The 25,875-nt window shown below is 61.1% G+C and carries 30 protein-coding genes and 2 pseudogenes; 10 read left to right on the plus strand and 22 right to left on the minus strand.

Features of this window, described 5'->3' with window-relative positions; translation table 11 throughout:
- Positions 1-193: 193 nt before the first annotated feature.
- Positions 194-499: a hypothetical protein gene (locus C8D77_RS30400; protein WP_109671214.1), complete on the plus strand. Its 306-nt coding sequence runs from the start codon at positions 194-196 to the stop codon at positions 497-499.
- Positions 500-719: 220 nt separating this feature from the next.
- Here the strand turns inward: C8D77_RS30400 and C8D77_RS30405 are convergent, their stop codons facing one another.
- Entirely contained in the window at positions 720-2,828 is a 2,109-nt protein-coding gene (locus tag C8D77_RS30405) for a sensor histidine kinase (protein WP_245951919.1), read from the minus strand.
- A gap of 201 nt (positions 2,829-3,029) precedes the next feature.
- Between C8D77_RS30405 and C8D77_RS30410 the strand changes: the two are divergent.
- Positions 3,030-3,272: pseudogene (locus C8D77_RS30410) on the plus strand (integrase core domain-containing protein); the annotation flags it as partial.
- Positions 3,273-3,433: 161 nt separating this feature from the next.
- On the opposite strand, the gene C8D77_RS30415 reads toward C8D77_RS30410, so the two are convergent.
- The 3 genes and pseudogenes from C8D77_RS30415 to C8D77_RS30430 form a co-directional block, all read right to left on the minus strand.
- On the minus strand, positions 3,434-4,426 hold the full coding sequence (locus C8D77_RS30415) for a GlxA family transcriptional regulator (RefSeq protein WP_109671216.1): 993 nt from the start codon (positions 4,424-4,426) through the stop codon (positions 3,434-3,436).
- A 192-nt stretch (positions 4,427-4,618) separates the two neighbouring features.
- Positions 4,619-5,659: a proline racemase family protein gene (locus C8D77_RS30420; protein ID WP_109671217.1), complete on the minus strand. Its 1,041-nt coding sequence runs from the start codon at positions 5,657-5,659 to the stop codon at positions 4,619-4,621.
- Positions 5,660-5,823: 164 nt separating this feature from the next.
- A pseudogene (locus C8D77_RS30430) lies at positions 5,824-6,093 on the minus strand (proline racemase family protein); the annotation flags it as partial.
- A gap of 348 nt (positions 6,094-6,441) precedes the next feature.
- On the opposite strand from C8D77_RS30430, the gene dusA reads away from it, so the two are divergent.
- Positions 6,442-7,440, plus strand: a complete 999-nt coding sequence (gene dusA, locus C8D77_RS30440; RefSeq protein ID WP_109671219.1) for a tRNA dihydrouridine(20/20a) synthase DusA — start codon at positions 6,442-6,444, stop codon at positions 7,438-7,440.
- A 16-nt stretch (positions 7,441-7,456) separates the two neighbouring features.
- Here dusA and C8D77_RS30445 read toward each other — a convergent pair whose 3' ends face one another.
- Together C8D77_RS30445 and C8D77_RS30450 are read right to left on the minus strand one after the other, a co-directional pair.
- The gene (locus tag C8D77_RS30445) at positions 7,457-8,161 is read right to left on the minus strand and encodes a TIGR02281 family clan AA aspartic protease (protein ID WP_109671220.1); all 705 of its coding nucleotides are present in this window, start codon (positions 8,159-8,161) and stop codon (positions 7,457-7,459) included.
- A 13-nt stretch (positions 8,162-8,174) separates the two neighbouring features.
- Complete coding sequence (locus C8D77_RS30450) at positions 8,175-8,408, minus strand: DUF1289 domain-containing protein (RefSeq protein ID WP_109671221.1); 234 nt, start codon at positions 8,406-8,408, stop codon at positions 8,175-8,177.
- A gap of 195 nt (positions 8,409-8,603) precedes the next feature.
- Here C8D77_RS30450 and C8D77_RS30455 point away from each other — a divergent pair, with 195 nt between their 5' ends.
- Positions 8,604-9,602 carry a nicotinate-nucleotide--dimethylbenzimidazole phosphoribosyltransferase gene (locus C8D77_RS30455; RefSeq protein ID WP_109671330.1) on the plus strand — a complete coding sequence of 333 codons (999 nt, stop codon included), beginning with the start codon at positions 8,604-8,606 and terminating at the stop codon, positions 9,600-9,602.
- 12 nt (positions 9,603-9,614) lie between these two features.
- On the opposite strand, the gene C8D77_RS30460 is transcribed toward C8D77_RS30455, so the two are convergent.
- Entirely contained in the window at positions 9,615-10,145 is a 531-nt protein-coding gene (locus C8D77_RS30460; RefSeq protein WP_109671222.1) for a GNAT family N-acetyltransferase, read from the minus strand.
- 50 nt (positions 10,146-10,195) lie between these two features.
- On the minus strand, positions 10,196-11,716 hold the full coding sequence (locus tag C8D77_RS30465; RefSeq protein WP_109671223.1) for a sensor histidine kinase: 1,521 nt from the start codon (positions 11,714-11,716) through the stop codon (positions 10,196-10,198).
- A 75-nt stretch (positions 11,717-11,791) separates the two neighbouring features.
- Between C8D77_RS30465 and C8D77_RS30470 the strand changes: the two genes are divergently transcribed.
- The 4 genes from C8D77_RS30470 to C8D77_RS30485 all read left to right on the plus strand — a co-directional run bounded on the left by C8D77_RS30470 (position 11,792) and on the right by C8D77_RS30485 (position 14,288).
- Positions 11,792-12,412, plus strand: coding sequence for a thermonuclease family protein (locus tag C8D77_RS30470; RefSeq protein ID WP_109671224.1), 621 nt, complete (start codon positions 11,792-11,794; stop codon positions 12,410-12,412).
- A gap of 43 nt (positions 12,413-12,455) precedes the next feature.
- Positions 12,456-13,067, plus strand: a complete 612-nt coding sequence (locus C8D77_RS30475) for a glutathione S-transferase (protein ID WP_109671331.1) — start codon at positions 12,456-12,458, stop codon at positions 13,065-13,067.
- The gene (locus tag C8D77_RS30480; protein ID WP_109671225.1) at positions 13,007-13,687 is read left to right on the plus strand and encodes a uracil-DNA glycosylase family protein; all 681 of its coding nucleotides are present in this window, start codon (positions 13,007-13,009) and stop codon (positions 13,685-13,687) included. Before C8D77_RS30475 ends, C8D77_RS30480 begins: the two co-directional genes overlap by 61 nt.
- A gap of 109 nt (positions 13,688-13,796) precedes the next feature.
- A complete protein-coding gene (locus tag C8D77_RS30485; protein WP_006205209.1) occupies positions 13,797-14,288 on the plus strand; it encodes an Lrp/AsnC family transcriptional regulator in 492 nt (163 codons plus the stop codon).
- A gap of 27 nt (positions 14,289-14,315) precedes the next feature.
- Here C8D77_RS30485 and C8D77_RS30490 read toward each other — a convergent pair whose 3' ends face one another.
- The 13 genes from C8D77_RS30490 to moaA form a co-directional block, all read right to left on the minus strand.
- Entirely contained in the window at positions 14,316-14,885 is a 570-nt protein-coding gene (locus C8D77_RS30490; protein ID WP_109671226.1) for a DUF3299 domain-containing protein, read from the minus strand.
- 47 nt (positions 14,886-14,932) lie between these two features.
- Positions 14,933-15,514: a GNAT family N-acetyltransferase gene (locus C8D77_RS30495; protein ID WP_109671227.1), complete on the minus strand. Its 582-nt coding sequence runs from the start codon at positions 15,512-15,514 to the stop codon at positions 14,933-14,935.
- A complete protein-coding gene (locus C8D77_RS30500; RefSeq protein ID WP_109671228.1) occupies positions 15,474-16,178 on the minus strand; it encodes a DNA alkylation repair protein in 705 nt (234 codons plus the stop codon). Before C8D77_RS30500 ends, C8D77_RS30495 begins: the two co-directional genes overlap by 41 nt.
- 9 nt (positions 16,179-16,187) lie before the next feature.
- On the minus strand, positions 16,188-17,057 hold the full coding sequence (locus C8D77_RS30505; protein ID WP_109671229.1) for an NAD(P)-dependent oxidoreductase: 870 nt from the start codon (positions 17,055-17,057) through the stop codon (positions 16,188-16,190).
- 238 nt (positions 17,058-17,295) lie between these two features.
- On the minus strand, positions 17,296-18,117 hold the full coding sequence (locus tag C8D77_RS30510; RefSeq protein ID WP_109671230.1) for an ABC transporter permease: 822 nt from the start codon (positions 18,115-18,117) through the stop codon (positions 17,296-17,298).
- Entirely contained in the window at positions 18,114-18,833 is a 720-nt protein-coding gene (locus C8D77_RS30515) for an ABC transporter permease (RefSeq protein WP_109671231.1), read from the minus strand. The genes C8D77_RS30510 and C8D77_RS30515 overlap by 4 nt, the downstream gene beginning before the upstream one ends.
- A gap of 82 nt (positions 18,834-18,915) precedes the next feature.
- Positions 18,916-19,701: an ABC transporter substrate-binding protein gene (locus C8D77_RS30520; protein ID WP_109671232.1), complete on the minus strand. Its 786-nt coding sequence runs from the start codon at positions 19,699-19,701 to the stop codon at positions 18,916-18,918.
- 157 nt (positions 19,702-19,858) lie between these two features.
- Positions 19,859-20,368, minus strand: a complete 510-nt coding sequence (gene mobB / locus C8D77_RS30525; protein WP_109671233.1) for a molybdopterin-guanine dinucleotide biosynthesis protein B — start codon at positions 20,366-20,368, stop codon at positions 19,859-19,861.
- Positions 20,365-20,991, minus strand: a complete 627-nt coding sequence (mobA, locus tag C8D77_RS30530; RefSeq protein WP_109671234.1) for a molybdenum cofactor guanylyltransferase MobA — start codon at positions 20,989-20,991, stop codon at positions 20,365-20,367. Before mobA ends, mobB begins: the two co-directional genes overlap by 4 nt.
- A 56-nt stretch (positions 20,992-21,047) precedes the next feature.
- Entirely contained in the window at positions 21,048-21,968 is a 921-nt protein-coding gene (locus C8D77_RS30535) for a DMT family transporter (protein ID WP_109671332.1), read from the minus strand.
- A 121-nt stretch (positions 21,969-22,089) separates the two neighbouring features.
- Positions 22,090-22,449, minus strand: a complete 360-nt coding sequence (locus tag C8D77_RS30540) for a hypothetical protein (protein ID WP_109671235.1) — start codon at positions 22,447-22,449, stop codon at positions 22,090-22,092.
- A gap of 208 nt (positions 22,450-22,657) precedes the next feature.
- A complete protein-coding gene (locus tag C8D77_RS30545; protein WP_245951920.1) occupies positions 22,658-23,074 on the minus strand; it encodes a hypothetical protein in 417 nt (138 codons plus the stop codon).
- 56 nt (positions 23,075-23,130) lie between these two features.
- The gene (moaA, locus tag C8D77_RS30550; protein WP_109671236.1) at positions 23,131-24,126 is read right to left on the minus strand and encodes a GTP 3',8-cyclase MoaA; all 996 of its coding nucleotides are present in this window, start codon (positions 24,124-24,126) and stop codon (positions 23,131-23,133) included.
- A gap of 198 nt (positions 24,127-24,324) precedes the next feature.
- Between moaA and C8D77_RS30555 the strand changes: the two genes are divergently transcribed.
- Both C8D77_RS30555 and C8D77_RS30560 read left to right on the plus strand, forming a co-directional pair.
- Complete coding sequence (locus C8D77_RS30555) at positions 24,325-24,678, plus strand: gamma-butyrobetaine hydroxylase family protein (protein ID WP_109671237.1); 354 nt, start codon at positions 24,325-24,327, stop codon at positions 24,676-24,678.
- 72 nt (positions 24,679-24,750) lie between these two features.
- On the plus strand, positions 24,751-25,362 hold the full coding sequence (locus C8D77_RS30560; protein ID WP_109671238.1) for a pyridoxamine 5'-phosphate oxidase family protein: 612 nt from the start codon (positions 24,751-24,753) through the stop codon (positions 25,360-25,362).
- A gap of 20 nt (positions 25,363-25,382) precedes the next feature.
- Here C8D77_RS30560 and C8D77_RS30565 read toward each other — a convergent pair whose 3' ends face one another.
- Positions 25,383-25,835 carry a MarR family winged helix-turn-helix transcriptional regulator gene (locus tag C8D77_RS30565; RefSeq protein ID WP_109671239.1) on the minus strand — a complete coding sequence of 151 codons (453 nt, stop codon included), beginning with the start codon at positions 25,833-25,835 and terminating at the stop codon, positions 25,383-25,385.
- Positions 25,836-25,875 lie beyond the last annotated feature (40 nt).

Genomic DNA, 25,875 nt, shown 5'->3' on the forward strand with positions numbered 1-25,875 from the left:
CCCCCTCAGCGGCATGCCCCTAAATTAGTTTCTGGATGGTTCACCAACCATGCGAAATTCATATGAAGGGTAGGGGCTGCCTAACCACTTCTTTATCAATACTTCACCATAGGGACAACGGTCCCGGAACCTTTCTGATTGCTGCGGACTTCTGGGATTCACTGCGAATCCAACCAAATGAAGGGGTCTCCGCATGAAAGTCACTGCAGCAGGTATCGACCGCATCAAGATCGGCAATGCGGACGCGAGCGGCCAAGACGCACAATTCGTCGTTTGGCTTTATCTTCAGGTTGACGAAGGCGGCACACAGACCGGTCAGGAACTGGTGGTGTCTATACCATACGACGCGCATATGACGTTCGACGATCTCGCCACCCAGGCTTTCGAGAAGGCGCACGCCATGCTTCGCGCCTGCTGCGAGATAGATCAGTCCATGTGGTGGAAGCAGTTCAACCGCAGCCTTGCGCCGCTGCCCGAATGGACACCGGGTGCGCAGTAGCTGGCAGAACCTTCATTGCCGCTGCGTGGCGGCAACGTCGCTAGTCTAAAGGCTGGAATGTTGCCATTCTTCTCGTCGATCGGAACGATCAGGTTGCGCCATGGCGGACACCCGAAGCAGAACGTTCCCTTCTCTGACATAACCGCTTTGGCGTGGGCGAGTAGCGGCCAACGGCAAGATCTTCTTCCTATGCAAATAGTTCGGACTGAACCGACTAGGTCTAAGTTTCGCTGCTTGGGAAATGTGCCTCAGCCTCATTCGGCTCAAACAAGTTCACCCGAAAATCGCAAGCCAGTCCGGACCTTTCGAACGTCAGGACGATTCGGCCTGCCGAGTCGGAGGCGAATATGCGCTCCAGAAGCTGGGTGCCAAACCCCTTGCGCTCGATAGGGCCGACGGTTGGGCCGCCTGTCTCTCGCCATTCGAGTTCAAGTCGGCGTTGCTGTTTTTGACCAACAAGCTTCCAGGATATCGAAACCTTGCCCTTTGCATTCGACAGCGCCCCATATTTGATTGCATTTGTCGTAAGTTCATGAAGCGCGAGAGCAAATGAGAGAGCGACGTTTGGCGGAAGCCAAACCTTGCCGCCGCTGATTTGAAAGCGCTCGATCGATGCATGCGGCTTGATTGACGCTGTGATCAGATCATTGAGATCGGCACCGCTCCAGTTCTGTTGCGTAAGGATGTCGTGCGCCTTTGCCAGCGAGATGAGCCGGTTGGACAGGGTCCGTCCTGCCTCGGGCAACGTCGTAGCGTTGCGGATCGTCTGGCTTGCGATGGATCGGACCACCGCAAGCGTGTTCTTGACGCGGTGATTCAGTTCATTCACCAGCAATTTGCGGTGCTCTTCGCCGCGTTTACGGTCAGTGATGTCCAGGCTGATTTGCACAGCGCCAATAATGTTGCCGCTTGGGCTGCGGATCGGACGCGCGCTCGACAGCAGGAAGCGCTCCACGCCTGATGGAAGGGTGTAGGCGAACTCTTCGTTGTCGGTCAGCTCTCCGCGCATTGCCCGGCTTAGAGGTCGGTCTTCACGGCTTACGGTGTGGCCGTCCTTGACTGCGACGGTGTTGATCACCAGATCGGGCGCCCCAAAGGATTTACGGACGTCCGTCGGTAAACCCATGAGTTCGGCCGCGAAGCGATTGCGGATCACCTGGAGCGCTTTCGGGTCATAGGTGAACCAGACCGCCGCCGGCACCGTCTCCAGCACTGTCTCCAACTCATACCGACGCTCAGCGATGGCTCGCTCTGCGTCAACCAGCGCCTGCGCGATAGCAGCGAACTCGGTAACCGAGGTTGACATAGGTTCAACGGTGCGGCCGTGGCCCAGCGCCTCAGCGCGAGCGGCAAGGTCGGCGGTCGCTCCAGTGAAGCGCTTTCCAACGACGTACCCGAGGGCGATTGACACAAGAAGCGCCAGGAGGCCTATCCCGCAAATTGCCGCGAGCGAGCGCCACAGCGGCGCCTGCACATCCGAAAGCGGCATGTTGGCGGTATAAAACCAATCGGAATATGACGATCGGTAGTAGCCTGCCAGCAGCGTGATGCCTTCGTAGTTGCGGGACGTGAAGCTGCCGGAGCGGCCAACGATTTTTTCCAGATATTCTGGCAATCCGGGCTTGCCGGTCATCTCCTCGTGCGACCTGGAACGTGCCACGTAATTACCGTCGCGATCTCCAATGCCCACCGTCCACCCCTCAGGCACCGCAGGCATCATCACATCGCGAATGCGCGCGGTTGGGACAGAAATCGAAAGGACCAGGTCTTCGCCCGTCGGAGCCGGCACCTTTGTGGCTACAGCGATGCGGTAGGTTTTGGAATCCTTGCTGGCGAAGACATCGCTGACGAAAACGCCAGACGCTCTGAGTTTCTCCCGATCCCCCGCCGATATCGGTTCGATCGGCGGCAGATCAGCACCGTACCCGATCTCTGTATTCAACAGTTGATTACGCTCTAAATCGCGCAGGACGATGATCCGGTCCGTCCCTTCGACCAGGCTGAGCGCCTCGCCGCGAAAGGCCTCCAGATCGCCATTGGCGAGAGCAGCCGATTTCGACAGACCGTTGAGAGTCGTTTGGAGGTTGGCTAGTTCGCCCTCGACTACGAGCGAAACCTGCCGGGCAGTCTGCAGTGCATCCTGCTCGAAGCGGGATCGCTCGTGCAGAGCATATTGGACCAGCAGATAGGCCGCGAAGAGCCAGACGGGTACCACCGCGGCAGCGATCAGACCAAGCAGGTGCGATCGTGCTGATCGACGAGGCAAATGTTGCTTCCCCTGCCGCCCCAGAAACTTCACCAACCATAATCGCAAGCCTGCGAACAGCAAGCTTTAGTTCAAGCGAACGCGATCGAGCCGGTTTGCAAGCGGCAGATGACTGCCAGTGATCCAAAGCAGAAAGGTCAGGAACGCGCCTCATGGCGATCGTTCGGGCTAGCGGCACTGTCTCCCAAAAGCATTTCGCTGGCATTCTCTTGACTATGCTGTATCGCTCGACGGACCGCCTCTGTCGCTGTGGCGCTCCCATGCAACGGCCAGGTCGAGAGAATGAACCGGACTATCAAGGACGCCACCGTCAAGCGCTTCTACTACGAGAGCCACGACCAACTGCGCACCCATCTCGCCGACTTCGTCGCCGCCTACAACTTCGCCCGCAGGCTCAAGACCCTCAAGGGTCTCACACCCTACCAGTTCATCTGCAAGGCGTGGGCGTCACAACCGGAACGCTTCAAACTCAATCCGCTCCAGCAAATGCCGGGACCAAACATCTAGGCTCGTAATCGATTGCCACACGTTTTCAAATTCGTCCGTTAGTGCTAACGGCAGGTAAGGTAGGCAGTCGGGAGGGGTAGGCGACGCTTCCGGCGCCGTCACTGCGGACCTCTCGTCGAGACCCAAAGCGGTTGTGGCGTCACTCTATCAACCTCGGCAAGTCAGTTCGAAACGGCCGATCTGAACTTGCTCGGTGGTTGACCATAAGTCTGACGGAAGAGCCTCGAGAAATGCGAGGCGTTTTCAAAGCCGACCTCGATCGCGATCTCGATCATCGGAGCCCGGGTCTGCATCAGGAGGTATTTCGCTCGCTCCAGACGCACCCTTGTGTAGACAACCGCCGGAGAACTGTTTGTTTTCTCCATGAAGAGGCGCTCGAGTTGCCTTCGTGATAGTCCAACCAAGGCGGCCAATTTGGGAATGGAGATTCTATTCTCGACATGGTTCTCCATGATGATGAGCGCAGCCTTGAGTCTGGGATCATGGCTCTCGATGGCAAGCGGTCTGCGCGGCTGGATGTCCGACGCCGAGCGCGCCTTCTCGATCTGCAGCACCTCGAGTGCGTTTGTCTCGGCCTCCCTGCTGATATGGCGCCTGACGATCGACGCGGCCATATCTGCCGCGCTGCTGCCGCCGGCACATGATCCCCTGGTGCGGTCAAGATTGAACAGACGGTCCGCCCTGACCGCGTGATCCGGGAAGCGCTCGCGGAAAGCCTGAAAATGGAGCCAGCTGACGCAAGTCTGATGGTACTTCATCAGGCCAGCCTCGGCCAGGATGAACGTTCCCGTGCAGACCCCAATCAAGGGGACCTTCGCAGCGGCGGATCGCTTGAGGTAGCTGACTGTCTCGCTGTCGACCGGAAATTCACCGTTCAGCAGCCCGCCGACGACCACGATATAGTTGAACTCTCTCGGGTCCACGAAATCCGATGTCGGCGCGACCTGGACTCCGCAACTGGAGGTGATCAGGTTTCGGGTGCTCGCCAGGAGCTGCCAATCGGCCAAAACCCTGCCGGATTTGTCGGTCTCGTCGCTCGCCAATCTGAGCGTGTCGACGAACAGCGCGAACGCGGAAAGGGTGAAGGAGCGAGCGAGGACAAAGCCGATCTTCAATCGGTCGATGCCGGGTGCTTCTTCCGCCGATTTCTTCACCGCCTGCCTCCGTCCTTATCTGGCCGACAGCGCCTTACGATGTCGCAGTGCCCGCAAGCGAATATCGGAACGAATGGTCGCACCCGCGGCGATCAGCTGCATCAGTTCGCCGATGCAATCGATCGTCGTCCGCCGGCAATCCACAAACACCTTACCCTTTGCCATCGTCGCACAGCCCGGCTGTCGGTGCACCTACTGCTTCACCGAGGTGGAGGTTCCCCAGGTATCGGACAGCACATAGCCTTGGGGGTACGGATCGGTTGGATCGAGATAATAGCTGTGCTCGCCCGTGATCCAGGCCCGGCCGGTGATCTCCGGAACGATCGCCTTGCGATCGCCGATCTGCGTCAGCTCCAGGATCCTGCCGGTGAAGCGCGAGCCGATGATCGATTCATGGACTAACACGTCGCCAACACCCATCAAGCCGCGGGCCTGCAGCACGGCCATGCGGGCCGATGTGCCGGTTCCGGTCGGGCTGCGGTCCGAGCGGCCCGGCGAGACGATGCAGGTGTTGCGGGTGACGTTGCCAGGGCCCTGGAACGGCATGGCGAACTGCACAATCGACACGCCGCGCACATGGTCGAATTCCGGATGGACGACATCGAGCTGTTCGCGCGCGGCCCGTCGGACCTTCTCACCGGCGACCGCCAGCTCGCGAGCCTCATTGGGAGCAACCGAAAAGCCGAGCGCCTTGGCATCGACGATTGCATAGAACATGCCGCCATAGGCGATATCGACCTTGAGCGTGCCTAGCCCCTCGACCTCGATATTGGCATCCAGGCGATCGACAAAGGCGGGTGCATTGCGGAAAGTGATCGACAGGCATTTGCCGTCGCGGCATTCGGCGCGAACTTCGATGACGCCGCCCGGCATGTCGAGCTTGAAGCGTGTCTCGGGCTCCTGCATCGGCACCATGCCGGTTTCGAGCAGTACGGTGGCAACGCAGATCGTGTTGGAACCGGACATCGGAGGATATTCCGTCGGCTCCATGATGATGGCACCGGCGACGCAATCCTCGCGCGTCGACGGAACCAGGAGATTGACGTGCCGAGCAACGCTGCCGCGCGGTTCGCAGATCAGCATCCGCCTTATGTGGTCGTGATCACGTTCCATCGTGATCATCTTGTCCATCATCGTGAGGCCCGCCGGCGGCAGGACGCCTCCGACGATGACATCACCGACTTCACCTTCGGCATGACAGCCGACGACACGAATGGAGGCTTTCGTACGCATTGTTGTTCCTTGTCGATTGCAAGCCTACGCGGCGAAACGAGCAGCGAGTCCCGAAGTTCAAGCCATATGTCTCCCACGGTGAAACCTTCCGGGAAAGCATCATCATTGTCCAACACGATCGTGTTCAGCCACGCGCCCGACGCTATCCCTGCGTTTGGTTCCGCCTACTTGATCTGGAATCCGTGGGCCAATGGATCGCGATCGTCCACGAATATCGTGTTGTGGCCGATGATCCGTGCCCAACCGCCGACACTGGGCTTGATGCCCTTGAAGGGTCCGACATCGGCCTCGGCTTCGATGCGGCCCTCGAACACGGTGCCGATCAGGCTTTCCTGGCGGAAGGTGTCGCCGACCTTCAGTCGTCCCTTCCCATAGAGTTGCGCCAGGCGAGCCGAAGTCGTCCCGGTGCCGCCCGGCGAACGGTCGATCGCCTGGAGCGGAGCGGGGGCTTGCCCACATCGCACATATCATCGATATGAAGGTCAATGAGTTTGCCGAAGGTCTTCAGGCGCGAAATTCGCGACTCGCTGGGTGTCTTGCCGCGGTCGATCTGACGTTCATCATCTATTGCCCAAAGTCGGGCATCGTCGCGCCGCAGAAACGTCTCGCTGACATAGCGGCCTGTGCGGCGGACCTGAACGCGCCAAGAGCCCGAAGGGAGTCTTGTGAAAGTGGCCATCTTTCGTGTGTACTCAGATGTCGAAACGTGGCGAAAAGCGTCGCATGGGGGCGTAAATTCGTGTGCACTTGGTGCGAGCTAACCAGTTGAGACTATTAGAAAAATGAAGCAATATCAAGCACATAGATTGGCTATTGCACCTATGATGGACTGGACGGACCGACATTGCCGGTTCTTCCATCGCCAGCTGACGAGCCGTGCGCTGCTCTACACCGAGATGGTGGTCGCCGACGCGGTCATTCATGGCGCTCGCGAGCGGCTGCTCGGCTTCGATGCAGCGGAACATCCGGTCGCCCTGCAGCTCGGCGGCTCGGATCGCGAAAAACTTGCCGAGGCGGCGCGCATCGGCGAGGCTTTTGGCTACGACGAGATCAACCTCAATGTCGGCTGTCCGTCAGATCGCGTCCAGTCGGGTACGTTCGGCGCCTGCCTGATGAAGGTGCCGGACCTCGTCGCCAGCTGCGTCACAGCGATGAAGGCGGCGGCGACAATTCCCGTCACCGTCAAATGCCGCATCGGCGTCGACGACCAGGATCCGGAGCCGGCCCTCGACGCGCTGGCGGATGGTGTTTTCGGCGCCGGCGCCGACGCGCTGTGGGTGCATGCGCGCAAGGCGTGGCTGGAAGGGCTGAGTCCCAAGGAGAACCGTGACATCCCACCGCTGGACTATGGCCGCGTCTATCGGCTGAAGGCCAGAAAACAAAGCGAATTCATCGGCATCAATGGCGGCATTCAGTCGATTGAAGAGGTGCGGGCACATCTCGATCATATCGACGGCGCCATGCTTGGCCGCGCCGCCTATCATACGCCTGGCATCTTGGCCGGCGTGGATGCCGCGTTCTACGGCGCCAAGTCCGAAGCGTTCGACTTCGCCGCGCTGATCGATGCCATGGCGGACTATGCGGCACGCCATATCGAGCGGGGCGGGCGGCTTGGCCATGTCACCCGCCATATGGTCGGCCTGTTCCATGGCTTGCCCGGCGCGCGCCGCTACCGCCAGATCCTGTCCAGCGACGCCGTCCGGCCCGGAGCCGGGCCGGACGTGCTGAAGACGGCGTTCGCAGCCGTCGAGCTCAGTGGAGTGGCGGCCGAAGCGGCCTGAGTCTGGGAGCCGGAGCTCAATCCCTGAGGATCATGCGGTCGCCGCGCACGTCGAAACCCGACAGCGAGCCGATGAAGTTCATGCCGAGCAGGCTCTGGCTGAGCATGCCAGGTGCAGCGATCATCACCGGCATGTCCCTGCGCATGATGCCGCCGATCGCAATCTGATCGGTTTTCACGGCCGCGGCGCGCGCTATGCCGTTGGCGGTCGAAACCGGGATGGTGTAGTTGAGCGCCGCTGGATTGAATCCGGCGGCTTGCGCGTCTTCGGACGTCAGCACGGTGCTGGTCGCGCCGGTATCCACCACGGCTCGGACCGGATTGCCATTGACCAGGATGCGCGCTTCGAAATGGCCGTTGTCCGCCTTGTCGAGCGTCACCGTGGCGTGGCCGTCTTCGACACCCAGGGCCAGCGGGCTGCCGGGAACAAGGCCTGCGGTCACGCGGCTGGCGACATCCTGCAGTTCATAGCGATATTGGTAGCCGGCGATCAGTGCGAGCACGATCGCCACCCAGGCGCCGAGGTTGCGAGCCATAGCGCCCAATGGCCTGCCCGAGCGAAGCAGGCCAGCGCCGATGAGGGCGCCAAAGGCGCCGAGCCAGATCAGCCGGCTGAAATCATAATTCTCGACGCCAAGCGTGCTGCCCGCGGAATCGTTGAGCATGAGCAGGACTGCTCCCACCCCGATCGCGGCCATCAATATCCAGAACAGTCGGCTCATCCCCGTGGTCGCCTCACGAAAGCGCGTCGCGTTCGCGCGCCATGCGGGTGCGGCGTGTTTCCCGGCGCGGCCGGCGCTCGACCGTTTCCAGCCGGGCCGGCAATTCGGCCATGACGGTACGGCGCGTTTCCGGCGTCATCCCGATCCAGGCGCCGATTTCCTCGCGCGTGCGGCCGCACCCGAAACAGAAGCCGGTTTTCATGTCGATCGAACAGACCAGGATGCACGGGGATTCGATGGCCGTCATGACTTTCTCTTGGGTTCCAACCGGAATCCCTTGTTCATCTCCACATGGTGCAACGGCAATGCCAATGCAAGCCCCCGCGATTGCGCCCTTCGCAGCCACCTTTGCGGCAAATGCAGAACCATGATCCAGGAGGTTGTGCCAACCGCGCAAGGCGGCTATGCCGCTCACCAACTCCAGGGAATGATCGCCAACGTGATGACCAGCGCACTGCCTTTCGACGATTTCCGCAACCTGCTGGCCAATCTGCCGGCGGCCGACACGGCAGCCGAAACCCGCGTGCGCACGCTGTTTGCCAAGGCCGACAAATCAGGCAATTCGCTTGGCCGCATCGAGGACATCGCCGCGTGGCTGGCCGCCTGGAGCGGGCGGGCTCCCCCTGCGGTGACAAGACCACTGATGGCGGTCTTTGCCGGCAATCACGGTGTTGTCAGGCACGGCATTTCGCCCCGGCCGGTGGCGGCGACCGCCAATGCGGTCGAGCTTTGCGCCGCCGGAGGTGCTGCGATCAACCAGATATGCATTGCCAACGATCTCGGGCTGAAGGTCTTCGATCTTGCCCTGCATATCCCGACCGCCGACATCACCTGTCGTGCCGCACTGGATGAGCGCGGCTGTGCCGCCACCATGGCCTTTGGCATGGAAGCGATAGCGGGCGGTACCGATCTCTTGTGCCTTGGTGATCTCGGCGTCGGCAACTCCACCGTCGCCGCAGCCTTGTTTGCGGCGCTGTTCGGGGGCAAGGGCGTCGACTGGGTCGGCCCAGGGTCGGGCGCCGATGCGGCGATGCAGGCACGCAAGGCTGACGTGGTCGATGCGGCGCTGGCTTTTCACAGCGGCCATCTCAGCGACCCGCTCGAGGCGCTGCGTCGGGTCGGCGGACGTGAGTTCGCGGCGATTGCCGGCGCCATCCTTGCTGCCCGGATGCAGAAGATTCCGGTGCTGCTCGACGGGCTAGCTGCAACGGCCGCCGCAGCGCTGCTGCATGCCGCCAACCCCGTCGCGCTCGATCATTGCCTGCTGGCCAGCCTGTCGCCGGAGCCCGCGCATGCCCGGGCTGCTCAACACCTCGGCCTGCGCCCGCTGCTTGATTTTGGCATCAGCCATGGCGAAGGGGCAGGGGCCGCCCTTGCCGCCGGTCTGGTCAAGGCAGCTGCGCTGACCAGCTCAGGCATGGCGGCTACGGTACGCGGCTAGGATCTTGGCGTATCAGCGCCGCAGATTGGGAATGCGGTAGACGACAGAGGCATATTTCGGGTTGAAGCGGCTGCCAATTATTACGCCTCCGAGGCGTTCCGCTATTCTTCTGCTGGCCACGTTCCTTTCGGCAACCGGATATTCGAAGCAGTCCGGTTCGAGTGTCTCGGAGGCCCACTCAGCAACAGCAGCAATTGCCTCTCTGCCAAGGCCGTTTCCTTGAGCGTCTTCTCTGATCCAGATCCCGAGCTCGGGACACGCGGTCTTCGCCGCATGAAGGCCGACAAGCCCCAGACAGCGATCGTGCGCCAATGTACGCACAACAAAGTGCAAATCCGATCCGTCGTGGATTGGCGCCAGCCAGGATCGCCATACCTCGGCAAAGGCCGCCAGTGATTGAGGCGGTTCCCACTGCATGAAACGTGTGATGGCGGGAGTGATGGCGGCAAAGAGGTCTTCGGCATAGTCGGCTGTAAACAGCTTCAGGCGAAGGCGCTCTGAGTCGATTCCGATGCCACCGGCATGCCAATCACCCGCTGCCATTGTGGAGTGCCGTCCTTCTTGCTGGCCATCGACCCAGGTCGGCGGGACGCTTATCGCCGCCGAGCTGCTACCGCGGCGGTCGGCAGCGCGGGCAGTTCCTCCATCACCCGGCTCAGCGGGAAGATGGCGATCGCCTCTGTCCCTTCGCGCAGCTTGGAATGAAGTTCGAACTCGCCGCCATGCATGGCAAGCAGGCCCTGCACGATCGGCAGGCCAAGCCCGGTGCCTTGCTCGGCGCTCTTGATGGCGATCGAACCCTGGCCGAAGGCTGAGAGCACCACCGGGATCTCGTCTTCCGGTATGCCCGGGCCATTGTCCTTGACCGACATGTATTGCCCGCCGCCCGCCGTCCAGCCGACGCGGACGCGGATTTCGCCGCCGGTGGCGGTGAATTTTATCGCATTCGACAGAAGGTTGAGCGTGATCTGCCGCACCGCCCGCTCGTCGGCGAACAGGCGTGGCAACTGATGCTCGAAATCCTGGACGACGCGGATATCCTTGTTGCGCGCCCTCAGTTCCATCATGTGACAGCAATCCTCGACGATGTTCAGCAGCATCACCGGCTCTTCATTGAGCTGGTACCGACCGGCCTCGATGCGCGACAGGTCGAGGATCTCGTTGATCAGGTCGAGCAGATGCTGGCCGGATTCGTGCACGTCGTGGGCGTAGTCGCGATAGGTGGGATTGCTCATCGGTCCCAGCACCTCGTTCGACATCACTTCGGAAAAGCCGAGAATGGCATTGAGCGGCGTGCGCAGTTCGTGGCTCATCGAAGCGAGGAACCGCGATTTCGCCAGATTGGCATCTTCGGCCCGCCGCCGCGCCTCGTCCGACATCGATTTCGCCGTCTCCAGTTCGGCGATCAGCGCATCCTTTTCGGAGCGGAACGACAACACCATCAGGGACGAGCGGTTGAGGTGACGGGCCACATAGGCAAAGAAGGGCAGCGACACGACCAGCAGTCCGGCCATGATCGCCTCAACCGGCATCCATAGCTTGAAGCCGGCATAGGCGTAGAGCGCCACGGGAACGGCAAACGTCGCCAATAGCGCCCCGCCCAGGGATGAGGTCATCACCGCGGTCGCCGCCATGGCGAACAGCAACACCACGGCTTTGACCAACTGGAACTGGTCGACCTGGCAGGCGTCGCAGCCAAGCCAGACGAACCAGCCCCAGCCGAGACCGCAGAGGAAATGGCAGATCAGGAATTCCCGTCGTGTTTGCAAAGGGTTGAGGTCGGAAGCTTCCGTACGTTCAATGCGCCGCGCCATGAAGGCGACGATGGTGTAGCAGGTCAGTGTGAACAGCGCCCAGAGCCCGATTTCGTTACCGACGCCGGCCAGCCGGCCGGCAGCCGCGATCGCCAGGATGAGAAGCGGGATGGCGATGGCGCCGCTTGTCATTGCGCGGGCGTGGAGCTTCAGCAGTTCGCGATCGAAATCGGGATTGCCGGCCTGCTGCGAGAGACGGTCACGCGTCTTGCGCACCGCGCGCGCCACATCGCTGTTGCGATGAGGTTTCCTGCGGTCCACAATGAACTTGTCCGCTGTGTTCGAGCGTTGCAAGGGCATCAAAACTTCAATTTATGCGAGCAGCGGTTTCCAAGTGTTAAGCTACGTTCGAATGATTAACCAACCGTTTGCCATATGAGCCGATCCTGGTCGCCGAGGCCGCGCCGGCGATACGTTGCGCCACCCAGAAGCCTGTGGCGCCGGCTGGTGGATTACGGGCTTACATCAATCATTCTCGGGCTGCTGATCCTGCTGGCGGCCCGCCTCGACCGGGTTGAAACCCGCAAGACGCAAGGCGTGGCAATCATCAACGACGGCGATTCGATCACGCTTGGCACTGAGCGTATCCGTATGCGAGGCATCGATGCTCCGGAATATACGCAGACCTGCCGCAGGAATGGCGCCGACTATCCCTGCGGCACGCTTGCGCGTCAGTCGCTCGTTCGCCTGATCGCCGGTAAGCCCGTCTCCTGTGCCGGCTGGCAGCGTGATCGTTATGGCCGGCTGCTCGGCGACTGCACCGCCGGCGGCAAGGATCTCAACCGCGCGCAGGTTGAGGCGGGCTGGGCGGTTGCCTATGGCGACTTCGAGAGCGAGGAAGCCATCGCCCGCGCAGGAAAGGCCGGCATCTGGGCGGGAACGTTCGACCAGCCGCAAGACTGGCGCGACACCCATCACGGCGAAGTCGTCGAGAGAAAGCACGGCACACTGGCGTCGATCGGCGACGCCGTGCGCGAGATTTTCCGCTTCTGGTGATGCGCATCTTGGCACTTGATCGAGAACGAATGGGAGGATGGATATGAAGCTCTTCGACGGCGGCCGGGCGCCCAATCCGCGGCGGGTCCGCGTTTTCCTCGCCGAGAAAGGCATCACGGTTCCGCAGGTGGCCATCGACATGGGGGCGCTGGAGCACAGACAACAGGCGGTCAGCTCGCGCAACCCCTTGCAGCGTCTGCCGGTACTGGAACTCGACGACGGCACCGTCATCACCGAATCCGTCGCCATCTGCCGTTATTTCGAGGAGCTGCATCCGGAGCCCGCTTTGTTCGGGCGTGGCGCAGTCGGCAAGGCGCAGGTCGAGATGTGGCAGAGACGGATGGAATTCAACTTGCTCAGTTGCGTCGCGCAGGCTTTCCGCCACATCCATCCGGCCATGAAGGAGTGGGAAATCCCGCAGATCCCCGAATGGGGTGAGGCCAACAAGCCGAAGGCCGTGCAGTTCCTCAGGCTGCTGGACGTCGAACTGGGCAGCCGGGAGTTCATCGCCGGCGACAGCTATTCGATCGCCGATATCACCAGCCTGATCGCCGTCGACTTCATGAAGCCGGCATGCATCAAGGTGCCGGATGAATGCGCGAATGTGTTGCGCTGGCATCAGGCCGTCTCCAGCCGACCAAGCGCATCAGCCTGAGTATGACTGTCGAACTCGAAAGCTTCACCGCGACGGTCCGCGCTTGCCGCATCTGCGTGGAAAACCCGGTCGGCAAGCCGTTGCCGCACGAGCCACGCCCTGTGTTGCGACCCTCGTCCAGCGCCCGCATCCTGATCGCCAGCCAGGCGCCGGGGACCAAGGTGCATCTATCGGGTATGCCGTTCACCGACGCCTCCGGCGACCGCTTGCGCAGTTGGCTTGATGTGACGAGCGACGAATTCTACGACATCGAAAAATTCGCCATCGTGCCGATGGGCTTCTGCTTTCCCGGCCAGGACGCCAAGGGCGGAGACCTGCCGCCGAGGCGCGAATGTGCACCGGCCTGGCGCGCGCCTTTGATGGCCTTGATGCCACGGATCGACCTGGTGCTGACGATCGGCATCTACGCGCAGTCCTGGCACATGGGTGTGGCGCGCCGGCCCTCGCTGACGGAAACGGTGATGGACTGGCGCGCCATCTGGGAGAATTCCGTCGGCCTGAAAGTGCTGCCGTTGCCGCATCCGTCGTGGCGCAACATCGGCTGGCTGAAGAAGAATCCATGGTTTGAAATGGATTTGCTGCCTTTTCTGCGTTCGGAAATCCGCTATCGCCTTAGCTGACCTTTCAGCAAGAAATCACTCGCTTTTCCATCAATCGACAGAATTTCTTTCTTGTGAAAGGCCGGAATAAGGGGGAATATAGCCAATCTATTCCCCCAGGGAGCAAAAAATGGACCGCCTTGATAGAAAAATCCTCCGCCTTTTGCAGGAGGATGCGACACTCGCGGTCGCCGACGTCGCCAAGAAAGTCGGCCTGTCGACGACGCCTTGCTGGCGGCGCATCCAGAAGCTCGAGGAAGAGGGCGTCATCAAGCGGCGCGTTGCCATTCTCGACCATGAAAAGGTCAATGTGCGCGTCACCGTCTTCGTGTCGATCCGCACCAATTCGCACAGCCATGAATGGCTGCGGCGTTTCTCGGAAGTCATCCAGGAGTTTCCCGAGGTGGTCGAGTTCTACCGCATGAGCGGCGACGTCGACTATCTTCTGCGCGTCGTAGTGCCCGACATCGCCGCCTATGACGCCTTCTACAAGCGACTGATCGCCAAGATCGAAATCCGTGATGTGTCGTCGTCCTTCGCCATGGAGCAGATCAAGTACACGACCGAAATCCCGCTCGATTACATGGTACTGGACAAGGAATCGGGTGCCAACGCTGCTTGAACTTAGCCTTGCGTAAGGTCGTCCCGCCTAGTTCTTCTTTTTGTTGAGGAAACTCCAGGGCGAGTTCACCGGCAAGGTGATGGTGTCCGGCACGTTGTCGACGGCGGCCACCTCTGCCTTGCGCATCGTGTAGCCGGATTGGATGACGCTGACGCCATCGAGGATGAACAGCTGGCTCTTCTCCATGTCCGGCTTCAGCGCTCCGGTGACGGCGACCGGCTGATAGGCTTCCGACATCTTGTAGGGCTGAGCCGGCGTGACCAGGAGGATCTGGTTGGGAGGCGGCGTCGGCATGTGGCTGCAGGCACCTGTCCACGGCACCAGCAGAAACTGATAGACAAGGTCGCCGTCGCGATCGACAGGCAATGCATAGCCGGCTAGCTGAATGCTTTTGTCCTGCAGATTGACGGACAGCGTCTCGCCATGGTCGGGCAATTTTGCAGCGATCATCGGCAGGCCGACGTTTTCGGCAGCGGATTGCGTGGCCGGGCGCAGATCCTTCCAGAATATGTGCGCGGTCTCAGCCGAGGCATCGACGGCAGCGGAGACACACAACGCAGCTGCGAGCACTATGGTTGATCTGACATGGTTGCTCATGGGCCGCGTCCTTTGAATCTGAAGTAAAGACGCCGCCACCAATGACGTCAACGCTCGAGCCGCATCACATGTCGGCGAGAACCGGCCATACCGGTCTCGCGGAACCCACGGGCGGCAAACATGTCGCGAAAGCCCATGAAACTGTAACTCGGCGACGCCTGATCGACCGGGTACGCCTCGATCGTACCGGCGCCCTTGGCGAAGGCGTGATCTATCGCCGCGTCGAGCAGCGCCGACGCCAGCCCGCCGCCGCGCAAGGCCCTTGGCACATAGAAGCAGACGATCGACCACACGCCGGTCTCGCTGTCGTCCTGCTGCCGGGAGAGCCGGCGATAGGTCTGGCGCGGCGCAACCGAGCACCAGCCGACGGTTTTGCCTTCAACGTGGGCGACGATGCCAACGGGTGTATCGGCCTCGATGAGCGAAATGATGGCCAGTTTCTTCTCGTCGTTCGAGACATGCTCGCGGCTGGGAAGGTTGCGCCAGGCCATGCACCAGCAATATTTCGGCCCGCCCGGCTGCTCGAACAGGTTTTCGAAATCGGTGCGTGTCGATCGCGTCACCTCCGAGAAGCTGATTTCCGCCCCGTCAGCCTTTCCTGGCGGCGATACGCTCGAGCGTCTTGGCATTGGTCAGCTCCCTCACTGCGTCCTTGCCGATCCAGCGCGCCGTCTTGTCGGTCGACTGCGCCAGCCGTTCGGCGACAGCAAGGGCAGCGCTATGCATCTCCATCGAGCGTTTGCCGATCGAACGAAGCGCCCAGTTTACGGCCTTCTTCACGAAATTGCGGCTGTCGGCGGCATGCGCTTCGATGATCGGCAGGAAGCCGAGGAAAGTCGCTACCGGCTCTTGTTTCCGGTGAACGACAGACCAGGCCATCATGGCAAAGGCCGTGCGCCGAACGAATTCCCGCTCATCGGCCGCGAACTCTTCGATCAGTTCCTTCCAGGCGTCCGTATCGACGAAGAGATCGGAGACGCCGTCGACGATATCCCAGGAATCGAAGGACGCCGCCCATTGCCTTGCATCAGCTGCGGAAAAACGCTTCGGGTCAGCCGTGACGGAAGCGATGAACTGCGCCTCCATGATGCCGGTGTCCCATAGCTCGAAGGCGCGCTCGTGGTTGCGTTTGATCGTCCGCGCAATCTGCCGCTGCACGCCGTGTGAGATGCCGAGGGCGCGCTCGATCTTGATGCCGTAGCGCACCATGCCAAGGCGGTTCTCCTCCGAGCCGATGGTGCGCAGGTGGGCGACAATTTCTCCGGCACTGGATTGAGGCGAGAGCGCTGCCACCGCAGAAACCTATTTTTCGAGACGCGCCAGCAGCGAAGACGTGTCCCAACGCTTGCCGCCCATCGCCTGCACATCCTTGTAGAACTGGTCGATAAGCGCCGTCACCGGCAATTTGGCGCCATTGCGGTCGGCTTCCGCCAGGCATATGCCAAGGTCCTTGCGCATCCAGTCGACGGCGAAGCCGAAATCATATTTGCCGGCATTCATCGTCTTGTGGCGGTTCTCCATCTGCCAGGAACCGGCGGCGCCTTTGGAAATCACTTCGATCACCTTTTCGATGTCGAGCCCGGCCTTCTTGCCGAAATGGATGCCTTCGGCCAGCCCCTGCACGAGGCCGGCGATGGTGATCTGGTTGATCATCTTGGTGAGCTGGCCGGCACCGGCCGACCCCATCAGGCCGACCATACGGGCATAGGCATCGATGACGGGCCTGGCCCTGTCGAAAGCGTCCTGCTCGCCGCCGACCATGACGGTCAGCACGCCATTTTCGGCGCCTGCCTGGCCGCCGGAGACCGGCGCGTCGAGAAACGAAAAACCGCCAGCTTGCGCTGCCGCAGCTAGCTCGCGTGCGACCTCGGCCGAGGCCGTGGTGTTGTCGATGAAGACCGAACCCTTCTTCATCGATTTGAAGGCGCCTTCCGGACCCGTCGTCACCGAACGCAAATCGTCGTCATTGCCGACGCAGGAGAAGACAAAGTCCTTGCCCTCGACGGCCTGCGCCGGCGTCACCGCCAGGCTGCCGCCATATTGGCCAACCCATTGCTCGGCCTTGGCCTTGGTGCGGTTGTAGACGGTGACGTCGTGGCCACCCTTGTTCCTCAAGTGCCCGGCCATCGGATAGCCCATCACCCCAAGACCGAGAAATGCAACAGATGCCATGAACTTGCCCTTCAGAATGGAAACGAAATTTGCTGCGAAAGCTCCAGAGCAATTCCAGGAAAAGTGTGAAGCGGTTTTCCCGGGAAAAGCGCGTAACGCTTTCCCTAGAGGAATTGCGTCAAAACAAGAAGATAGAGCGGTCGGCGTTTCTATGAAACGACGAACCGTTCTAGGCTCTGCGCTCAATTCGTCAAGACGCGTATGGCCGGATCGACTGGTGCAGCCGAACTGAAAATAGTCAGCGTTTCAGGTGAATGGTGATCCGTCGCTCGATCCATTCAATGCCATGGCGCAATATCTCGACCATCACCAGATAGACGAGGGCGACCCAGATATAGGCCTGAATATCGAACGAGTTGGCGAAGGCGAGCTTTGCATTGCCCATCAGATCGTAGACCGTGATGATGGCGACGATGGCGGACGCCTTGACCATCAGGATCAGTTCGTTGCCATAGGGCCGCAAGGCGACGATCAAGGCCTGCGGCAGGATGATCTTACGCAACGTCTGCAATTTGTGCAGGCCAAGCGAGGCCGCCCCTTCCCATTGTCCTCTTGGCACGCTCTCTATGGCGCCGCGCAGGATCTCCGCCTGGTAGGCGGCGGTGTTGAGCGCAAAGGCAAAGACGCCGCAGTTGAACGCGTCCTTGAAAAAATCCCAGAGACCAACCGACTGGAGTTCGACGCGGAACGAGCCCAATCCGTAGTAGACCAGATAGGTCTGGACCAGCAACGGCGTGCCGCGGAAGAAATAGACATAGCAATAGGCGAGGCCGGACAGGACCCGGTTGCTGGACATACGCCCGTAAGCGACAGGCACCGACAGTATCGCACCCAGCACCATCGATATGGAAACCAGCGCGAGCGTTACCCCAAGCCCTCGCAAATAGGCTGGCGCATATTTGGCGAAGAAGTCGGCATTCCAGGCAAGGACCAGATAGCTGACGATGCCGATGCCGAACAAAATCCACAGGCAGACCAGCGCATAACCGACGATACGCCTGCGCGGCCAGCCGCGTGCCCGTGGCGGGGGCCGTTCGACCATTGTGGCCGTGGCGCTCATCGCTGGGCCTCCCGCCGGCCAAGCGAGCGCAGAATCGCGCTGGTGGCGAAGGACGACACGACGGCCAGGCCAAGAAAGACCAGGGAGGCGACGCCAAAGAACAGGAAAGCGTGCTTGGTGACGCGGGCGGCAATGCTGGCATTGCGCAGCGTTTCAGCGAGGCCGACGACCGACACGAGCGAGGTGTCCTTGAGCAAGCTCAGCCAGCAGTTCTCTAGGCCGGGAAAGGCGATGCGCAGCAGCTGCGGCACGATCACCTTGCGCATGGTTAGCCAGTTGGAAAGACCGATGGCATAGCCGCCTTCGTACTGGCCTTTCGGTATGGCGCGGAAGGCCGAGAGGAAAACCTCACTGGCATAGGACGAGAAGATCAGTGCAAGCACGATCATGCCGGCGACGAAGCTGTTGACGTCGATGGTGGCGTCAGGCCGGAAATACCGGATGAGATGCTGCAGCAGGATCGGCATGCCGAAGAAGAACAGGAAAAGCGTCACCAGCTCCGGCAGGCCGCGAAAGACCGTGGTGTAGATGTTGGCGGCAAGGCGCAGTGAAGGTTCTTCGGACTGCTTGGCGAGGGCAATGAAAAAGCCGATCGTCAATCCGATGGGCAGCGTGGCAAGCGCAAGCGCGACGGTGATCAGTGCGCCATAGGCGATATCGTCAAGCCAGCCATCGGGTCCCCAACTGAGAAGTGTCCATATGCTCTGGGCTGGCATTGACCGGTCTTATCTCCACGGCGTTCCCGAGACGAATAGAAAGACGGCGGGGAAATTCCCCGCCGTCTTGACCCCTGGTTTATCAGGACTCGGCGCCGAAGACGTCGAACTTGAAGTACTTGTCGTTGATTTCCTTGTATTTTCCATTGGCGCGGATGGCATCGATGGCCGAATTGAGCTTGTTGACCAGATCGGTCTCGCCCTTGCGTACGGCAATGCCGGCGCCCGGCCCGAAAATCTCGACCGGTTGCGGCGACGGCTGGCCGAGAATCTTGCAGCAAGCGCCATCAGGCGAATCCAGCCACTGTTGCAGCACGACGATATCGTCCTCGATGGCGTCGAGACGACCATTGGCAAGATCTGCCTGCTCCTCGGGGCTGCTCGGATAGCCCTTGACGGTGCTGTCGGTGTAGGTCTTCGAAGCATAGTTGAAATGCGTGGTCGTGGTGGCGACACCAATCGACTTGCCGGCGAGATCTTCCTTGGTCACGCCTTTCAGCGTGCTGTCCTTGGGCACGGCGAGCGCCGACGGCGTGTTGTAGTATTTGTTCGAGAAGTCGACCTTCTCCTTGCGCTCGGGCGTGATCGACATCGAAGCGACGATGGCGTCGAACTTGCCGGCCTGGAGAGCTGGAATGATGCCGTCCCAATCCTGGGCGACGAAGGTGCACTTGACCTTCATCTCATCACAAAGCGCCTTGGCGATGTCGATGTCGAAGCCCACGAGCTGGCCGTCGGACGTCAAATTGTTGAATGGCGGGTAGGCGCCTTCGGTGCCGATCCGCAGGGTCTTTTCCTGGGCCTGGGCTACGCCGAGCGTCAGCAGCGCGGCCGATGCGGCAAGCGCGATACGCAGTGAAATACGCATGATAGTCCTCTCTTTATGATCCCGGCCGTCGTTCCGAACGGCTCTGTGGGGCGGTGCTTTTGACCGCCCGCTGGCGCGATACTCCCACTCTTTCAAAGAAAAAAGCAACTGCAAAACCACAAAAATGGGCAAGGCTATTCTGCCGCTGCGTCAGCGCTCAAGCAACGAGCCCAGTGGCGCGCTCGATGAAGTCGGCTATCGACTTTGCATCGTCGAGATCGAACACCGGCAGATGCTCGCCTTCAGCCGCAAAATCGGCGGCGACGGCGACGATGTTGGGATCCCCTGCCGAAAGCGGCGTGCGGTCCTTCGCTTCCAGCCGGCGGGTTTCGATCTTGCGGTGGGCTTCGCGCTTGTAGCCCTCAACCAGCACCAGGTCGCATGGCGCAAGCCGCGACAAGATAGTCTCCAAAGTCGGCTCATCCTCACCGCGCAGCTCATGCATCAGTGCCCAGCGAACGCCGGAGACGATCGCGACTTCGGTAGCGCCGGCTTGCCGATGGCGAAAACTGTCGGCGCCCGGCTTGTCGATGTCGAAGTCATGATGGGCATGTTTCACCGTCGACACTTTCCAGCCGCGCCGGACAAGCTCGGCGACCAGCTTTTCGGTCAATGTCGTCTTGCCGGAATTTTTCCAGCCGGTGATGCCGAAGATGCGTCTGTTCATGGCTTCATGCTCTGCAACAGACGCTCGGCAGAGACAAGATCATTAGGGTCGTTGATGTTGAAGAAGGGGTCGACCCCGGCCGATTGCAGAATCGGGAATTCCACCTCGACAAAACCGTGCCGGTCGATGAAAGCCGACACCCGCCTGTTGTCCTCGTCGACCAGAAAGTGCCGCAAGGCGTCTCGGCAGTCCGTCGGCCAGAGCGCGAAAGTCGGGTGCCGTTTGCCGGCCGAGCAAGCGACGGCAATTGAACCTGGACTTTGATCGGTGGCCGCAGCCAGCCGTTCGACGAGATCCAGCGGCAGGAAGGGCGTGTCGCCGGCAGCGGTGACGATCGCCTTGCAAGCCGTGTTGCCAACGGCCCATTCGAGGCCGGTCAGGATTCCGGCAAGCGGCCCGGCAAAGCCGCTCACCATGTCGGCAAGCACCGGCAGGCCAAAGCGCGAGAATCGTGCCGGATCACCATTGGCGCTGAGCGCCAGGGGGGTAGTCTGCCGGCCAAAGCGCGAGACGACCTGGTCAAGCACGCAGCCGCCGCCAAGCGGCAACAGGCTCTTGTCTCCACCGCCCATCCGTCTTGATTGGCCCCCGGCCAGAATGATCCCCGCAATGTCTCGCTTCATGCCATGAAGCCTGTACGCCAGCCGCCGGAAATCACAAGAACCTTCAGATGACCTGGCTAGATTCCGTCGGGCACCATGCTCGGCCCGGTGCTTTCGGCGACGATCTTTCGCCGGCCGACCACCCGCTCGCGGTAGAGCGCATAGAGGCCGGAGCCGATGATGATCGTCGCGCCGACGATCATCGGCAGATCGGGAATATCGGCGAAGATGAACAGGCCAAGCAGGATCGACCAGATCAGGGCCGTGTAGCGGAACGGCGCTATGAAGGAGATGTCGCCCGCCCGCATCGCCATGATGATGAACTGATAGCCGATCAGCACCAGAACAGCAGCCAAAGCCAACAGGGCGGTGCTGTTGCCCGTCATCGGTGTCCAGCCCCCCATCGGCGACAACAGCGCCGCGCCGACAATTGTCATGGCAAGCGCGGTCGCGGTCGACACCAGCAATGTCGGAATGGCCTTGGGAATCCGCTTGGTGGCGAGATCGCGCACCGCACAACAGGCGACGCTGGCCAGCGCCGACAGCGAGTAGATGCTGAACCCTTCGAAGCCCGGCCGCACGATGATCAGCACGCCGGCAAATCCGATGGCGATGGCCAGCCAGCGCCGCCAGCCGACAGCCTCGCCAAAGACAAGTGCCGCCCCCATCGCCACCGCCAGCGGCAGCGCCTGCAGCACCGCCGAAACATTGGCGATCGGCAAATGGGCGAGGGCGACGAGGAAACTCACCGTTGCGCCGGCCTCGCTGATCACGCGCAAGGCCACCAGAGGCTGCAGCATCGAGCTCGGGCGGGCGAGCGCGCCGCGCTGCCAGGCGAGCAAGCCGACGAAAAGCGAAGCGAACGCGCCACGGATCAACATCACTTGCGCCATGTTCATCGTTTCAGACGAGTATTTGGTGATGGCGTCGTTGAGGCAGAAGCCGGCCATCGCCACCATCATGAACAACGCGCCGCGAAGATTGGGAGACAGGGGCAAGACGACAACCGGTTCCGCTTTGCAGCAAGCCTGTAACAGCCGGGCATGAAACAGCAACAGCAAAGGGCTGGGCCACAGCCTTGTTTGTAGCTCAGAAGATCGCCTGCAATGGCGGCAGAACTTACTTCTTCGGCGTCAGCACCTCGGTGCCATTGCCTTCCTTGCCGGCGATGGTCCACAGACCATGCAGCGAGCCGTCGTCCATCATCTTGTAGACGACGAGGCCGATATCCTTGCCCATGACATAGCCGGCGGAGAAGGCGTCATCGTTGCGCATGCAGATGCCGTCGGACGATGAGCCGCCCGTCTCCCAGTGGATCGTGCAGGTCGTTCCGCTGGTGAGTGTGATGGTTGCCTCGCCGCCATAGGGCGATCCATCGAAGTTGGTGCCGGCGACCGTATAGGTGCCGCCGATCGACTGGGCCGCAGCGGGCAGTGCCGCGAGACCAAGCAAGGCAAGAGAAAGAATGAGTTTGCGCATGATGTAACCCCCACAGAGCGAAAGACCGCTACGAGTCGGAGGCTAAGCGTGAAAATACCACCGGTAAATCAGCTGAACATTTGCGGACAAGGATTTGTTCGCTGTGTGGCCGAAAATGCTCATGGTCGCCAAAACTCTCATGCCCCTAATTTTCACGGCCCCTTGAGACTACCGGCGATGGCCCCGGCCAGCGGGTCGTATTTCGACTTCAGGCCGGCGGATAGTCGAGCCAGACCGTGCGAATGACACCATCTTTGCCAAACAGGCGCCGCTCGTAAAAGACCTTTCCATCCTTCAAGCCCGAAAGCACTGCCCAGTCCTTGCCGGCCTTGCTGTAGGTGACCTTGTAGCCCGGCTCCTTGCTCGCCTTCTCCGCGGCGACAAAGCCTTTCGGCGTATCGTCGTCGATGTTGAGGATGCCCGAGCAGATCAGGCTGGCGCCATCGGTGCTCAGCCACACCTGTCCGTCGCCATTGTCGGGCTCGGGCTGGCGCTCGGTGAAGATCTCGTCGGGGAAGGTGCAGATGGTGCCGAAGCGCTCATTCACATAAGTGGACGGTGCGGCAACCGCGGTGCATGCCGCGATCGAAGCGAAAAACATCCCGATTGAAAAGAGCCGCCGCATGTCTTGCCCCGAAGTCGATGGCCGTACGGCAAGTCTTGCACAGATCGGCGGGAAGATCAGCCGCCGGTGACGCTCATATGGCGCGACACCGAAGGGCGGCTGGTGCGGCGGTCGATGATGAAGTCATGGCCTTTCGGCTTGCGGCCGATCGCTTCGTCTATCGCTTCGGCGACCAGTTCGTTGCCTTCGGAGGCGCGCAAGGGCGAGCGCAGGTCGGCTGCGTCTTCCTGGCCGAGGCACATATAGAGGGTGCCGGTACAGGTCAGCCGGACGCGGTTGCAGCTCTCGCAGAAATTATGCGTCATCGGCGTGATGAAGCCGAGCCGTCCACCGGTTTCGGCGACATGGACGTAGCGGGCCGGGCCGCCGGTCTTGAAGGGGATGTCGGTCAGCGTGAACTGTCGCTCCAGCGACGCGCGCAGCAGCGAAAGCGGCAGATACTGGTCGGTGCGGTCGGTGTCGATTTCGCCCATCGGCATGGTTTCGATGACCGTCAGGTCCATGCCACGGCCGTGCGCCCAGCGCATCATCTCGGGCAGCTCGGCGTCGTTGAAATCCTTCAGCGCCACCGCGTTGAGCTTGACTTTCAGCCCGGCCGCCTGCGCGGCATCGATGCCTTGCATGACCTTGTCGAGATGGCCCCAGCGAGTGATCTTGTGGAACTTGTCGGCATCGAGCGTATCGAGCGAGACATTGATGCGCTTGACGCCGCAATCGGCGAGTTCTGCGGCAAAGCGCGACAGCTGCGAGCCGTTGGTGGTCAGTGTCAGTTCTTCCAGCGCGCCGCTGTCGAGATGCCGCGACAGCTGGCGCACCAGATGCATGATGTTCTTGCGCACCAGTGGCTCACCGCCGGTGAGGCGCAATCTCCTGACGCCCTTTTCGATGAAGACCGTGCAGAGCCGGTCGAGTTCTTCCAGCGACAGCAGGTCCTTCTTCGGCAGGAAGGCCATGTCCTCGGCCATGCAATAGGTGCAACGGAAATCGCAGCGGTCGGTGACCGACACTCTGAGATAGCTGATCGTGCGACCGAAAGGGTCGATCATGTCCATGCTTCAAACGCTTTCCGTGGCCGTGAACGGCGTCGTTATATACCGCTATGTGATACGATCCGACCGTTCATTCAAGATACCGCCTCTCGATCTTTGGTAACATCTCTGCGCCGACATCGCATGTCGGTAGGCCTGAAACAGGCTTTTCCCGTTTGGAGAAGCGGCGTAGGGAGAGTGGATGATACGGGATCGAACAGCATGACCGCACCGAAAGAACTCCGGGTCTCGAAGGACCGCAAACTGCTGTCCGTCACCTTTCCCGACCATCGGCCGTTCGAACTGCCGGCGGAACTGCTGCGCGTCGCCTCGCCATCGGCCGAGGTGCAGGGCCATTCGCCCGAACAGCGGGTGACGGTTCCCGGCAAGCGCAATGTGGCGATCCTGAAGATCGAGCCGGTCGGCAACTACGCCGTGCGCATCACCTTCGACGATTTCCACGACACCGGTATCTTCACCTGGAATTACCTGCACACGCTCGGCCACGAGAAGGATGCGCGCTGGGACGCCTATCTCGCCGAGCTTGCGGAAAAGGGCCTGAGCCGGGACCGCTAGCCTTGGGCGTGCTGGTGTCGTGAAGACGTCACACATCTGGAGTAGCGCCGGCAAAGGTTTGGAGATGAAAAGATGTCCGTCATCACCACGGTCGAGCAACTTGAGGCGCTCTATGGCGTCCCAGGCGAGGCCTCGCTGGTCAAGGAACTCGACCACGTCATTCCAGAGTATGCCGCCTTCATCGAAGCCTCGCCTTTCGTCGCGCTGGCGACCGGCGGGCCGGAGGGGCTGGACTGTTCGCCGCGCGGCGATCTCGCCGGCTTCGTGCGCATTCACGATCCGAAAACGCTGATGATGCCGGACCGTCGCGGCAACAACCGCGCCGATTCGCTCAGAAACATCATCCGCGATCCACGCGTCGGCCTGCTGTTCCTGGTGCCGGGCTCCGGCACGACGCTGCGCGTCAATGGTCGTGCTCATATCACCATGGATACAGCGCTGTGTGCTTCCTTCATGGTGGACGGCAAGGCCGCGCGCTCGGTGACCGTTGTCGATGTCGATTCGGTCTATTTCCAATGCGCCCGCGCCATTGTCCGCTCCGAGCTCTGGAATCCGGCAAGGCATGTCGACCCGAAGTCGCTGCCGACACCCGGACGGATCCTGGAAATCACCAGCCGCAAGACCATCGACGGCGAGACCTACGACAAGGAATGGCCGGAGCGGGCGAAGAAGACGATGTGGTAAGTCTGGGCTGAAAGGAGCGCTCAAGCCTCTTTCAGAACCTCATAGATCTTGCGCATCTGATCGCCGATCATGTCGCACTGTTCCGGTGTCGACTGGCTCATCGCCTTCTCGATCAGCGCCATATGCACTTTCAGCGCCTGCATCAGCAGCGCCTCGCCGGCTTCCGTCAGGGCGAGCCGCAAGATTCGCTTGTCCTTTTCATCGCCTTCGCGGCGCAGCAGGCCGCGCGCTTCCAGCTGCGGCAGCAGCATGGTGATGTTGGAACGGCCGACGAGCAGCTTGCGGGCAAGGTCGTGCTGCGACATGCCGGGATGGCGGTAGAGGTTCATTAGCACGTCGAGCTGCGCCGGCTTCAGGTCGAGCGGCGCGAGCTTCACCGCCAGCGTGCGTTCCAGCACATGGCAGGCGCGCGCCACCGCGACCCAGTTGCGAAAACGCGGGTTGTCCCAAGGTAGCTCTTGTTTATTGTTCATCTTTGAACTATTATGTTCATGCTTGAACGTATGGATGGAT

Source organism: Mesorhizobium loti (genome assembly GCF_003148495.1).
Lineage (GTDB): Bacteria > Pseudomonadota > Alphaproteobacteria > Rhizobiales > Rhizobiaceae > Mesorhizobium > Mesorhizobium loti.